Origin of the sequence: Streptomyces sp. D2-8, from assembly GCF_023184515.1 — a bacterium.
Lineage (GTDB): Bacteria > Actinomycetota > Actinomycetes > Streptomycetales > Streptomycetaceae > Streptomyces.
In genome coordinates this window covers 235,674-248,396 of sequence record NZ_JAAHBP010000009.1, presented here as the reverse complement: position 1 = coordinate 248,396, position 12,723 = coordinate 235,674, and the positions used below count along the sequence as shown (strand labels likewise).

Annotated in this window: 11 protein-coding genes and 1 pseudogene; 3 read left to right on the top strand and 9 right to left on the bottom strand. The window is 71.1% G+C overall.

Translation table 11 applies throughout. The annotated features are described in order from the left end of the window. Positions 1-61: 61 nt before the first annotated feature. Positions 62-1,018 (top strand): ABC transporter substrate-binding protein, encoded by a 957-nt coding sequence (locus G3I77_RS19140; RefSeq protein ID WP_248505351.1) that lies wholly within the window; start codon positions 62-64, stop codon positions 1,016-1,018. Between the two features lie 94 nt (positions 1,019-1,112). Here G3I77_RS19140 and G3I77_RS19135 read toward each other — a convergent pair whose 3' ends face one another. From G3I77_RS19135 to G3I77_RS19100, 8 genes and pseudogenes are all read right to left on the bottom strand, one after another. Further along, positions 1,113-1,697, bottom strand: coding sequence for an ATP/GTP-binding protein (locus G3I77_RS19135; RefSeq protein WP_248505349.1), 585 nt, complete (start codon positions 1,695-1,697; stop codon positions 1,113-1,115). Continuing rightward, positions 1,684-2,043 (bottom strand): DUF742 domain-containing protein, encoded by a 360-nt coding sequence (locus G3I77_RS19130; RefSeq protein WP_248505347.1) that lies wholly within the window; start codon positions 2,041-2,043, stop codon positions 1,684-1,686. The genes G3I77_RS19135 and G3I77_RS19130 overlap by 14 nt, the downstream gene beginning before the upstream one ends. A gap of 1 nt (position 2,044) precedes the next feature. After that, a complete protein-coding gene (locus G3I77_RS19125; RefSeq protein ID WP_020271575.1) occupies positions 2,045-2,476 on the bottom strand; it encodes a roadblock/LC7 domain-containing protein in 432 nt (143 codons plus the stop codon). Positions 2,477-2,490: 14 nt separating this feature from the next. Next, on the bottom strand, positions 2,491-4,989 hold the full coding sequence (locus tag G3I77_RS19120; RefSeq protein WP_248505345.1) for an ATP-binding protein: 2,499 nt from the start codon (positions 4,987-4,989) through the stop codon (positions 2,491-2,493). A gap of 190 nt (positions 4,990-5,179) precedes the next feature. Continuing rightward, positions 5,180-6,184 (bottom strand): substrate-binding domain-containing protein, encoded by a 1,005-nt coding sequence (locus G3I77_RS19115; protein WP_248505343.1) that lies wholly within the window; start codon positions 6,182-6,184, stop codon positions 5,180-5,182. A 204-nt stretch (positions 6,185-6,388) separates the two neighbouring features. Further along, positions 6,389-7,037 (bottom strand): annotated as a pseudogene (locus tag G3I77_RS19110) (SAM-dependent methyltransferase); the annotation flags it as partial. Positions 7,038-7,075: 38 nt separating this feature from the next. Continuing rightward, positions 7,076-7,522 (bottom strand): DUF6114 domain-containing protein, encoded by a 447-nt coding sequence (locus tag G3I77_RS19105; protein ID WP_248505341.1) that lies wholly within the window; start codon positions 7,520-7,522, stop codon positions 7,076-7,078. Then, positions 7,522-8,193, bottom strand: coding sequence for a DUF6230 family protein (locus G3I77_RS19100; protein WP_248505339.1), 672 nt, complete (start codon positions 8,191-8,193; stop codon positions 7,522-7,524). The genes G3I77_RS19105 and G3I77_RS19100 overlap by 1 nt, the downstream gene beginning before the upstream one ends. Before the next feature lie 636 nt (positions 8,194-8,829). On the opposite strand from G3I77_RS19100, the gene G3I77_RS19095 reads away from it, so the two are divergent. Beyond that, entirely contained in the window at positions 8,830-9,471 is a 642-nt protein-coding gene (locus G3I77_RS19095; RefSeq protein WP_248505336.1) for a Tat pathway signal sequence domain protein, read from the top strand. 17 nt (positions 9,472-9,488) lie between these two features. On the opposite strand, the gene G3I77_RS19090 is transcribed toward G3I77_RS19095, so the two are convergent. Continuing rightward, entirely contained in the window at positions 9,489-10,424 is a 936-nt protein-coding gene (locus G3I77_RS19090; RefSeq protein ID WP_248505334.1) for a lytic polysaccharide monooxygenase, read from the bottom strand. Positions 10,425-10,786: 362 nt separating this feature from the next. Here G3I77_RS19090 and G3I77_RS19085 point away from each other — a divergent pair, with 362 nt between their 5' ends. Then, complete coding sequence (locus tag G3I77_RS19085; RefSeq protein ID WP_248505332.1) at positions 10,787-12,574, top strand: S8 family serine peptidase; 1,788 nt, start codon at positions 10,787-10,789, stop codon at positions 12,572-12,574. The last annotated feature ends 149 nt before the right edge of the window (positions 12,575-12,723 follow it).

The window sequence follows — 12,723 nt, the reverse complement described above, 5'->3', positions numbered from 1 at the left end:
GTAACAAACCGTGACCAGGAGGCTCTTGACTGATCACAAAGCGGCTGGATTGGATCGGTGGATGACTTCTACCGCGAAGAGCAGCAGGTCCAGGACGAAGCACACCGGCGTGGCGGCCGTCGCGCTCACCGCCGCTGCGGCGCTGCTCGCGGGCTGTTCGTCCGGCGACTCCTCCGACAACCCCCTGGAGGGCGAGAAGGCGAAGGCCGGCACCGTCGTCGTCGGCTCCAACAACTTCGCCGAAAGCACCCTGCTCGCCGACATCTACGGCGAGGCACTCAAGGCCAAGGGCCTCAAGGTCACCTACAAGCACAACATAGGCAGCCGTGAGACGACCTACGGGCTGATGAAGAACGGCTCCGTCACCGTGCTGCCGGAGTACAACGGCTCCCTGCTGGCCTACCTGGACCCCAAGGCCGAGCAGATGTCCACCGAGGCCGTGAACGAGGCCGCCAAGGCCAAGCTCGACAAGAAGCTGACGCTGCTTCAGTCGTCGCCCGCCGAGGACAAGGACTCGGTCACCGTCAACGCCGAGACCGCAAAGAAGTACAAGCTCACCTCCTCCTCCACCCTCGCCGACCTCAAGAAGGCCGCCCCGGACCTGGTGATCGGCGGTTCGCCCGAGTTCCAGACCCGGCAGCAGGGCCTGGCGGGCCTGAAGTCCGTGTACGGCCTGGAGTTCAAGTCCTTCAAGGCGCTCGACGCGGGCGGCCCGCTGACCCAGGCGGCGCTGGCCAGGAACACCGTCCAGGCCGCGGACATCTTCACCACGGACCCGACCATCGTGAAGGAGAAGTTCGTCGTCCTGAAGGACCCGGAGAACCTCTTCGGGTTCGCGAACGTGACCCCGCTGGTCCACAAGAGCGGCCTCTCCCAGACGGGCGTCGACACGCTGAACGCGGTCTCCGCCAAGCTGGACACGAAGACGCTCCTGGAGCTGGACGCGCAGGTGCAGCTCGAGAAGAAGGACCCGCTGGACGTGGCGCAGGCGTGGCTGAAGTCGGCGGGCCTGAACTGACGGGCCTGAACTGACGGGCCGCTGAACACCGGCCCGGGCGGCCTGAACTGACGGGCCGGTTCTCCCGGCAGCCGGCTCCCCGGAAGCCGGGCCCCTACGTCTGCACCGCCGACGCGATCAGCTGGTCGATCAGGGCGATCAGCACGTCCCGGCACGACTCCCGGTCCCGGGCGTCGCACAGCAGCACCCGCACATGGTCCGGCACCGCGAGCGCCTCCCGGATGTCCTCGGGCGGGTAGGGGTGTTCGCCGTGGAAGCCGTTGACACCGACGACGAACGGAATGCCGCGGCGCTCGAAGAAGTCGATCGCCGCGAAGCTGGACTCGGGTCTGCGCACGTCGACCAGGACCACGGCACCGAGCGCGCCGAGCGCCAGGTCGTTCCACATGAACCAGAACCGCTGCTGCCCCGGCGTACCGAACAGGTACAGCACCAGTTCCCGGCTGATGGTGATCCGGCCGAAGTCCAGGGCCACGGTGGTGGCCCGCTTCTCCTCGATGCCGTCGAGGTCGTCGACGCCCAGACCGGCCATGGTCAGGGGTTCCTCGGTGCGCAACGGGACGATCTCGCTGACCGACCCGACCATGGTGGTCTTGCCGACGCCGAAGCCCCCGGCGATGAGGATCTTGACCGTGTCGGGTGCCGAAGGCGCGTCAGTGGCAAGGTCAGAGCCGGCCAAGGCCGTCCCTCACTTTCTGCAGCAGGTCCAGGTCCGGAGTGGTAGGGGAAACGAGGCGCGGCGGGCGCACGGTGATCCGGCCCGCCTCCAGCAGGTCGCAGAGCAGGATGACGACCACGCTCACCGGCAGGTCGAGCCGGGCGGCCAGCTCCGCCACGGCGACCGGCTCGGCGCACAGCCGCAGGATCCGGGTGTGCTCGGGCTGGCACCGGGCCGCCGTGGCGGGCGGCGGATCGACCGCCGTGACCGTCGAGATGAGGGTGAAGTCGGCGCGGCTGGGCCGGGTCCGGCCACCGGTCAGAGCGAACGGTCTGACGAGCCGGCCCGCCGGATCACCAACGCCCACCTCACACGCCTGGATCGACGACGGGTCCGGCCATGCCCCGCGGCGCCGCGCTGAGGTGCTCGCCGATCTTCTTCACGAGCATGTTCATCTGGTACGCCACCACCCCGACGTCCGCGCCCGGCCCGGTCAGCACGACCAGATGCGCACCGGGACCGGCGGAGGTCAGGATCAGATAGCTGTTGGCCATCTCGATGAGCGCCTGGCGCACCGGACCGCCCCGGAAGTCCATGCTGACGCCCTTGCTGAGGCTCATCAGCCCGGACGCGGTCGCCGCGAGCCGCTCGGCGTCGTCGCGCAGGAATCCGGTGGACTTGCTGACCACCAGGCCGTCCTCGGAGAGCACCACGGCCTGGTTCACGTCGGCGACCCGCTCCACGAGTCCGGTCAGCAGCTGGTCGAGCTGGGTGTGCGTGGCGGGGATGGGGCGTGTCATTGCGGTGTCCTTCGTCAGCGGTCGGCGGGCGGAGTCGAGGTGACGGGATCGGCGGCGGCCTGCCGGGGTACCGCGGCCGCCTCCTCGTCGTGGGGCGGCTCGGCATCGTCGTCACGGGCCCGGAGCGTGCCGCGCTGGAAGCCGGCCAGGGAGGACGCGGCGGCTTCCGCGGTGAAGTCGTCGAGGGAGCCGTCGTCGCCGGCGGGCGCGGACTCCTCGCGCAACTCCTCCACCAGGCTGGTCTGCGGCACCCTGCGGGGAAGCGGGGCGAGGCCGTCCCGGCGGGGGATGACCTCGCGGCCGGCGGACGGGACGGCGGAGGCGGTGCGGGCCGCGACGAGGGGCCGGGCCTCGCGGGCGGACCCGGCGGCGTGTTCGGCTCCCCGCGAGGCCTCGGCGCGCTGAGGCGCCTCACCGGGCTCGTCGTCCATCGCACCCCGTCCGTCCACCGCAACCAGCCCGTCCTTCGGGGCGTCGCCGTCCTTCGCGCCCCCGGCCGCGCCTCGCGGGCCGGCCGGGGCCGCGAGGCCGTCGACGCCGGCTCCGTCCTCGGCTGCCCGCGCCTGCGGCGCCGCGCTGCCCGGGATCTCCCGCACCACGATCTCGTGCGGGACGAGCACAATCGCCGTGGTCCCGCCGTACGGCGACGAGCGCAGGGTGACGGCGATGCCGTGCCGGTGGGCCAGCTGGGCGATCACGAACATGCCGAGGCGCAGGTCGTCGGCGAGCGCCACCACGTCGAACTGCGGGGGCACCGCCAGCTGTTCGTTGAAGGACGTGTAGTCCTCCTCCGACATGCCGAGGCCGCGGTCCTCGACCTCGACCGCCAGGCCCTTGGCCACCATCCCGGCCCGTACCGTGACGGGGCTCGGGGCGGGGGAATACGCGGTCGCGTTGTCGATGAGCTCGGCCAGCAGATGGATGACGTCGGCCACCGCGGGCGGCGCGACGTACACCTCCTCCTCGGTGAGCACCTCCACCCGCTGGTACTCGGCGACCTCACCGACCGCGCTGCGCAGGATGTCCATCAGCGCGACCGGCTCGGTCCAGCTGCGGCCGGGCCGTTCGCCGCTGACGATGACGAGGTTCTCCTCGTAGCGGCGCAACTGGCTGGCCGTGGAGTCCAGTTCGTACAGGCCCTTGAGGATGTCCGGGTCGGTGTGCTCGCGCTCCAGCGTGTCGAGCTTGCTCAGCTGGAGGTTCACCAGGTTCTGGCTCTGCCGTGCGATGCCCAGGATGATCTTCTGGAACCCCCGCCGGGTGTCGGCGAGTTCGACCGCGGTGTGCACGGCCGTGCGCTGGGCGGTGTTGAACGCCCGGGCCACCTGGCCGAGTTCGTCGTGGCCGTAATCCAGCTCGGTCGTCGCCGACTCCGGGTCGACCGTCTCGCCCCGCTCCAGCCGCGCCACCACATCGGGCAGCCGCTCCTGCGCGAGGCTGACGGCGGCCCGGCGCAGTCCGCGCAGCCGCCGGGACAGCGAGCGGGTGATGCGCATCGACATGCCGACGCACAGCAACAGCGCGAGCAGCCCGCCGGCGCTCAGCAGCGCCGCCTTGAGCAGCAGTGCGTCCGCCTTGTCGGCGCTGCGCTCCAACAGCCCCGCCGTCTGCTGCTGGATGAGGCCCGCGTACTGATCGGACAGCTTGTCCATGGCGGCGGACCACTGCTTCTGCGTGTCCGGCAGGGCGATCCGGTCGGCGGTGTCGCCGGCGTTGCGCGAGGCCAGCACCCGGTCCTCGACGGACTGCAGCGTCTGCCACTCCCGGCTCGCCAGGATCCGCTCGGTCTGGGCCTTGGCGTCGCCCGTCAGCTGCGGCACGACCTGGTCCTTGACCAGCCAGCGCCGGGTGTTCACCAGCTCCGTGAACTGCGTCCACGTCTTGTCGTCCAGATGCCCGGTCGGCCAGGCCAGGGTCAGCTGCGCGTCCTCCCGGGAGACCAGTTCCGCCGCGTGCTCGAGACCGACCAGCGGGCCGGCCTGCGAGGTGAGGTCGCCGTCGTCGACCTGGGAGAGCTCCTGGAAGGCGTGGATCTGGTCGTCGATGATCGAGGAGTACTGGTCCAGCGCCTGCTGCGGGGTGATGTCGGTCGGGTTGTCCACCTGGTCCCGGTAGTACTCCAGGCTGCCCACCGAGCCCAGCACCGAGTACAGCCGGTCGGATATCCGGGAGGGCGCCCTCTCGATCGCGTCGGCCTGCCCGACCAGCTTGGCCACCGCCTCGTCGGTCTCCTCGCGCTGCGTGTCGAGGGCGGCCCGGGAGCCCTTCGGGGAGGCCAGCCAGGCGGCGGACAGACTGCGCTCCCGCTGCAGCGCGAGCGTCGCGTCGGTGCCCATGGCGCCGGTCGACCGGCTGAGCTCCGTCTGGTCGCGCAGCCTCAGGCCCTCCGAGAACATCTGGATCGTCGTCACGCCCCACATGGCGGCGAGGGTGACGCTGGGCACGAGGGCCAGGAGCACCAGGGAGAGGCGTATGGAACCGAGACGGCGCCGGGCACCTGTCCGTCGAGACATCGTCGTCCTAGGGCGATCAGCGGGAGGTGAGGAACGGGAAGGCGGAACGGTCGGGGGGTGTGAAGGGCGGGCGCGGGGGTGGTGCCGTCCCGGGTACGGCACATGGGATGCGCAGGATGTTATCCGTACAAGTGGACCTGCGGACCGGGCCTGACCGAATCTTTGGCGACACCGTCACAGAAAGCGCCCGTCACCGGGTCCCGGCGGCCGCGAACCGCGCGACGGCGGACACGTTCGACCTGGTCACGAAGGCGGGGCCGGTGAGCACCGGGGCCGTCCCGCCGCCGCTGACGTTGCCGTTGGTCCGGTACAGCCACAGGGCGTCCACCGCGAGGTAGCCCTGCAGATACGGCTGCTGGTCCACGGCGAACTGCACCTCGCCGTCCTGGACCGCCCTGACCAGGTCCTTGTTGAGGTCGAAGGTGGCGACCTTCGCCCGGCTGCCGGACTGCCGCACGGCCTTGACCGCGCTCAGCGCGAACTGGGCGCCGTTGGTGACGACCTCGTCGATGCTCGAGTCCTGCCGCAGCCGGGAGGCGATCGTGGCGGTCACCGCGTCCGGGTCGGTGCCGTCCACGTACAGGTTGTCGGTGTCGCCGCGGAAGGTCTTGCGCACACCGGCGCAGCGGGCCTCCAGTGCGACGTTGCCCCGCTCGTGCACCACGCACAGGGCGTGCTCGGCCCTGAGGGCGTCCAGTTTGTCGCCGACCGCCCGGCCCGCCACGGACTCGTCCTGGCCGAAGTACTCCAGGAGCCCGGTCGGCCGCCAGGCGTCGATGCCGGAGTTGAGCCCGACGACGGGTATGCCGGCCGCCTTGGCCTGGGCGACCGGGCCGCGCATCGCCGCCGGCTTGGCCAGGGTCACCGCGATGCCGTCGGCCTTGTCGCGGACCGCGTCCCGCACCAGATCGGCCTGCGCGGCCGGGTCCGCGTCGCCGACGTACGTCAGGTCGACGCCGTCCTTGGCGGCCGCCGCCTCGGCGCCCTTGCGCACCAGGTCCCAGAAGGCGTCGCCCTTGCCGCCGTGCGTCACCAGGGTGACCTTCATCCCGCCGCCCGGTCCGCCCGCCGCGTCCGGCCCGTCGTCGGCCGCGCCGAACACGGAGCAGCCGGACACCAGCAGACACAGGGCGGACGCCAGGGCCGCGACACGGGTGCGTCTCACGGAGGTGTGCGGCGGGGGAGGAGTGTTCATGAGGGGCGGACCTCGCTGTGCGGCCGAGCAAGAGCAGGGTGAGAGCGCAGGCGGGGCCGCAGGGTGTGCACCGACCGGATGACTCTCGCTGGCCCGGAGCCAACCGTGTGTGACCACCGGTCGTCAAGTGAGCGGCCACATGCCGTGAGTTGATGCTGCCGCATCGTGATGATCTGTCCGACGGGCCGAACAGTGGGATTCCGGTTACGGCTTGCGCGCCACCGCCCTGTACATCGCGATGTCCTCGTCGCGGATGCCCCCACCTCCGCTTTCCGTACCGTCCGTGCGGTTCGGCCGCCACGTGGACCTGCACGATGCCGGGTTCCACCAGGTCGAGACCCTCGAAGAACTCCGCCGCCTCCGCGTGGGTCCGCAGCCGCAACGGCATACCACGGGCCGCGTACTCGAGGGCGACCCGGCCGACCTCGTCCGGGGCGAACTCGGCGGTGCCGACCGGCATCGCCAGACAGCTGCCGGAGGGCAGCGGTCGGAGGAGCCGCCGGACGATGCCGACGGCGTCGTGCTCGTCGAGCATGAAGTGCACGATCGCGATCACCGTCAGCGCGACCGGCTCCGACAGGTCGAGGGTCTCCCGGAACCCGGGGGCGTCGAGGACGGCCGCCGGGTCGCGCATGTCCGCCTCCGCGTACGCCGTCCTCCCCTCGGGCGTGCCCGACAGCAGCCCCTGGGTGAGGGTGAGGACGAGCGGGTCGGTGTCGACGTAGACGGCCCGCGCCCCGGGCGCCGCCTCCTGGGCGATCTCGTGCAGGTGGGGGGAGGTGGCGATGCCGGTGCCGATGTCGAGGAACTGGCGTATCCCGGCCTCCTGGGCGAGGTGGCGCACCGCCCGGTGCGACCGGGCCGCAACGCGGTTCGCCGCGGGCAGCCCGCCTAGGGCTGCCGCACCGGCGCCGGGGACAAGGCCTTCGCCGCCCGGACCTCCTTGCGGCGCTGTCTGCGGCCGACGCGGGGTTCCTGGTCCGGGAGCCAGCCGAAGGCGAGGCAGCTGCCGATCACGCCCAGGAGCAGGCCGATGAAGAAGCCGCCCAGGTTGGAGGTCAGCCAGGTGCCCAGGGAGACCAGGACACCGATGACCGAGTAGAACAGGCGCTGCGCGGGGTTGAACAGGATCAGCACGCCGCACAGCAGCATCACGACCGGGAGCAGGTAGCCGGCCAGGCCCTGCATGCCGACGTGCAGGATGACGTCCAGCGACGCCTTCAGGGTGAGCAGGACCTCCGCCCCGCCCAGGGTGAGCAGCAGCCCGCCCCAGAACGGACGGCCGGCCCGCCACTGCCTGAAGGCGGGCCGGACTCCCTCGCGCGGACCGCGCGGCATCAGCAACCCGATCCGCTGAAGCCCAGCTTCAGCCCCGGAAGCTTGAACACACCCGCTGTCGTGGCGTAGTTGGTCTGCCGGAGTTTGGCGATGTGCACGGTGTCGGACTGCTGGCTGAACACACCCTTCGGCCCCCGGCCCTGCGGCCCGGCCTTGTTGAGCGTGCTGGCGTCGTTGCCGATCTCGATGTTGTTGAACGCGGCGTCGCCGGACAGCTCGGTGGAGTCGGTCGTCAGATCGCTGGCGGTGACCTTCTGCGCGCCTTCGCCCGCCCGGATGATCAGGTTCGTGCCGCCCAGGTCCACGCTCTGGCAGAGCTTGGTGAGCGTCGCGTTCTTGATCACGGAGGTGACGACCAGCACCTGACCGCCGGTGTCACCCGCGTTGGGGCTGCCCTCGGCCATCTCGTCCAGGCCGCCGAACTGCGCGAAGCCGGTGCCGTTCAGCTCGGTCGCGGTGACCGTGAACGGCATGCCGGAGATGGCGAACTGCACGCCCAGTGCCCCCTGGGCGGTGAGGATCGCGAGGCCGGCGGCGACCGCGGTGGCCGGTACCGCCATCACCGCGGCGCGGCGCGCCCGGACCCGCCCGCGTCGTGCGGGAGCGTCGAGGACGTCCGGGGCGGCGGTGCCGTCGGGTCTTTCGGGGGTGTGCTCGGCGGAGGAGGTCATGTCTGCTCCAGGTGCATGTCGGTGCGGATCGGACTTCGGTGGCACGTTGCCCTGGCGCGGACATCGACCGCGTACGCACGTCTCCCGCAACTCCCGGCGGTTGCAAGGGCTTTCTCGTTACGCCGCAGTAGCCGTCGAGGAAGTTACCGGGGGTTACATGAAGGGTCAAGGGAAGTGTGAACAAAGAGTGTCGATTGTGCGCCGCAGGTGAGCCGCCGATGTCCCGATGGGCTCAGCGCAGCCACAACTCCCTTTCAAAGGCTTGACGTTGACTCAGGCGCAGGTCTACAACTCTCCTCGTCCCACCGGATCCGTGGCGCCGGATCCGCCGCGCGGCAACGTCCGCGTGTCCCGGACCCGCTCGTCCCCGAACGGGCATCTCGTCGCCCGGTGCGTCCGCACGGGCTTTCTGTCGCCCGAGTCCCCCGCCACGGCATGGCGGCTTTCCCTGAAGCCGTGCCACCAGCCACCCCCCGCCCGGCCCGGCCGGAAGCCCCTTCCCGTGTGAGCCTCCGGCCGGTGACCGGCCTGCCGTTGCCGGCCCGTCACGTACGGAGAAGGCGTGACGCGCCGGCACCGGCGGACACCCGGCGCCCCCCACCCCTCACCCTCCGCTATCGAAAGAGGTACACCCGTATGCGTACGCGCACCCTCCTCGCCCTCACCGCCGCCGTCGCCACCCTGGGCCTCGCCGCCCCCGCCTCCGCGGCCGACACCCCCGTCCTGACCACCGCCGACGGCGCGGCCGTCGCGGTCGGCGACGTCCTCGACGCGTCCCTGGCGAGCGGTACCGCCGCCACCTTCTACTCCAGCGCGACCGGCACCAGCGGCATCTCCTGCACCAAGTCGGCGTTCGCCGCCACCGTCACCGACAACCCGGCCGCCCCCGGCACCGCCACCGAGTCCCTGACCTCGCACAGCTTCGACACCAGCGGCTGCACCACCAACGTCGTCGGGGTGCTCGGCGTCAGCGGCATCACCGTCGACAACCTGCCCTACACCACGAGCGTGTCCTCCGACGGCACCGTCTCCGTGGCCCCGGCCGCGGGTTCCACCGTCCAGTCCACGGTCAAGCTGCGCACCCTGCTCGGCACCATCACCTGCGTCTACCAGGCCCCCGGCCTGACCGGCACGGCGAGCAACGCCGACAACAGCATCGCCTTCACCAACCAGCAGTTCACCAAGGTGTCCGGCTCGTCGCTGTGCTTCGCCAACGCCTTCTTCACCGCCAAGTACGCCCCGGTGACCAAGGGCGGCGTCGCCGTCAACGTCAACTAGACGTCGGACAGCGGTAGTCAGCGCCGCCGTAGCCGTACGGCCAGGGTGGCGCCGCCGGTGAGCAACAGCACCGCCGCGGCGCCGCCCGCCAGCATGGGCGCGGACGGGCCGGAGGCCGGGTCCGAGGTGGTGGCCAGCGGCGTGTGGTCGCCCTGTGGCTGCGGGCCGGGGGAGTGCGCGGCGGTGCTCGCTGCCGGCCCCTCCTTCTCCGGCTCCGTCTTCCGCTCGGCCTTCTTCTCCTCCGGCTCCTCTCCCTCCGTCCGCTCCTTCTTCTGCTCCTCCCGCTGCTCCGTCTTGCGCGGCTCCCTCTCCGTCTCCGGGAACACCACGTCCGAGCACGAGTAGTAGGTGTCCGGCGTGCTGCTGTTCTGCCAGACCGTGTACAGGACATGCCGCCCGGTCCGGTCGGACGGCAGAGTGGCCTCGACGCGGTACGCGCCGTCCGTCAGGGCCGGGTCCGTCACCTCCGCGAAGGGCTTCTCGGGCAGGTCGGACCAGGACAGCGGCCCGGCCGGGTCGTAGCCGGGCTTCGTCAGATACATCCGGAACGTGCCGGTGTGCGGGATCGTCGAGACGTACCGCATCGTCAGGGTCGCGCCGGGCGTCATCCGGGTCGACGGCCAGTCGGCCCGGGCGAGATCGAGGCCCCGGTAGGCGGGCAGGCCCCCGCTGCACAGCTTCCCGTCCGGGATGACCTGCCGGTCCCGGCCGTTCACGTTCGCCACCCGCAGGTTGTCCCACGCCGTGAAGGGCGCGCCGTTCGCGGCGACGGCCGCACGGCACGCCGCCGTGCCCGCCCGGTCACCACCCTCCGGGGAGCAGGCCACCACCCGGCTCACCGGGTCCGTCGGCGCACCGTGCGCCCGGGCCTGGCCCGCCACCCACCACGGCAGCAGCAGCGGGGTCACGAGGGCGGCCGCGAGTGCGGTGCGGTGTGCGGGTGTACGAGGCATCCGTCTGCGTCTCCTCGGCCGGGGTGGCGACGTTCGGTCATGCAGTACGGGAAACCGGCCCGGCGCGTTCATCACGCCACGACCTGTTCGAAAAGGGGCCATTGGGCGCCCAACTGCCCTCCGTAGAGGGTGGGGTGGCAGGTGGATCGAGGGTTTCCCCCGTATCCCGATGACCTTCCCTTTGCCTATCGTTCGAGCACTGCTGACCCACAGGTAACCCCGAACGGGTCCGCTTCCGCCACACGCCTGGCCGGCCATCGCGTCGCTCTTCGCTTTTCGAACCACCCCCCTGCGCTTCGAAGACGAAGCGAGTCCACCGCCGCTCCGACCAGCCCGGAGTCCGGCAACGAAAGGCAACGACCGTGCGTACCTCCCCAGAGCTCAGACGGAAGCTGATATCCGTCGCCGTCGTCTCCGCCGCCCTGCTGACCGCAGCCCCCGCCTCGGTCGCCGTCGCCCAGGAGTCCGCGCCCGTCCCGGCCGCTCAGACCGAAGCCGCTCCCGGCATCCAGGCCGAGCGCCTCATCGTCGGCTACAAGTCCGGCGCGGGCGAGGCGACGTCCGACAAGGCCGCCGCGGCCGACGCCGCGGCGAAGGCCGAGAAGACCGGCGAGGACATCGACTTCCAGCGCCGCCTCGGCACCGGCGCCGCCCTCGTCGAGCTGGGCACCCACCCCACCCGTGCCTCCGTCGCCGACGTCGTCGCGCAGTACAAGGCCGACCCGCAGGTCGCCTACGTCGTCCCGGACCGTCTGAACAAGCCGACGGCCGTCACCCCGAACGACACCGAGTACGGCAAGCAGTGGGACCTGTTCGAGTCCACCGCGGGCATGAACGTCCCCGCCGCCTGGGACACCACCACCGGCAGCGGCGTCACCGTCGCCGTCATCGACACCGGCTACGTCACGCACTCCGACCTGGCCGCGAACATCGTCGGCGGCTACGACTTCATCTCCGACACCGCCGTCTCCGTCGACGGCAACGGCCGTGACAGCAACCCGGCCGACCCGGGCGACTGGTACAACGACAACGAGTGCGGCCAGGGCATCCCCGCGTCCAGCTCCTCCTGGCACGGCACCCACGTGGCCGGCACCATCGCCGCCGCCACCAACAACGGCAAGGGTGTCGCCGGTGTCGCCTACGGCGCGAAGATCTCCCCGGTCCGCGTCCTGGGCAAGTGCGGCGGCTACGACTCCGACATCATCGACGCCATCACCTGGGCGTCCGGCGGCACCGTCTCCGGTGTCCCCGCCAACAGCAACGTCGCCAAGGTCATCAACATGAGCCTCGGCGGAGGCGGCGCCTGCTCCACCGCGACGCAGAGCGCCATCAACGGCGCCGTGAACCGCGGCACCGCGGTCGTCGTCGCGGCCGGCAACGAGAACCAGAACGTCTCCAACGCCTCCCCGGCGAACTGCAACAACGTGATCACGGTCGCCGCGACCAACCGCGCGGGCAGCCGTGCCTCCTACTCCAACTACGGCTCGCTCGTCGACATCGCCGCCCCCGGCGGCGAGACCAGGACCTCCAAGGCCAACGGCATCCTGTCCACGCTGAACTCGGGCACCAAGACGCCGTCGAGCGAGAACTACGACTACTACCAGGGCACCAGCATGGCCACCCCGCACGTCGCGGGCCTCGCCGCTCTGATGAAGTCGGCCAACTCCGCCCTCACCCCGGCGCAGATCGAGTCGGCCATCAAGGCCAACGCCCGTGCCCTGCCGGGCACCTGCTCCGGCGGCTGCGGCGCCGGCCTCGCGGACGCCGCCAAGACGGTCCAGGCCGTCAAGGGCGGTACGTCCACCGGCACGACGTTCTCCAGCACCACCGCCGTCGCCATCCCGGACAACGGCGCCGCCATCGAGTCGCCGATCAGCGTCACCGGCCGCAGCGGCAACGCCCCCTCGGCCCTCCAGGTCGGCGTCGACATCACCCACACCTACCGCGGCGACCTCGTCATCGACCTGGTCGCGCCGGACGGTTCGACGTACCGCCTGAAGTCCGCCGCCTCGGACTCCGCCGACAACGTGAACACCACCTACACGGTGAACGCGTCCGGCGAGAGCGCCAACGGCACCTGGAAGCTGCGCGTCCAGGACACCGCGGCCCTGGACACGGGCACCCTCAACGGCTGGAAGCTGACCTTCTGATCGTCCTTCGGGAACTCTGAACGAGGCAGGCCACAAGCGGGCGGGCCGGCCGGTGCGGATGGGGCACCGGCCGGCCCGCCTTTACGTCTGCCCCCACATCCCTCACGGTTAGATACCGAACGCGCTGTTTTCTTTCACCGGTTGCGCTT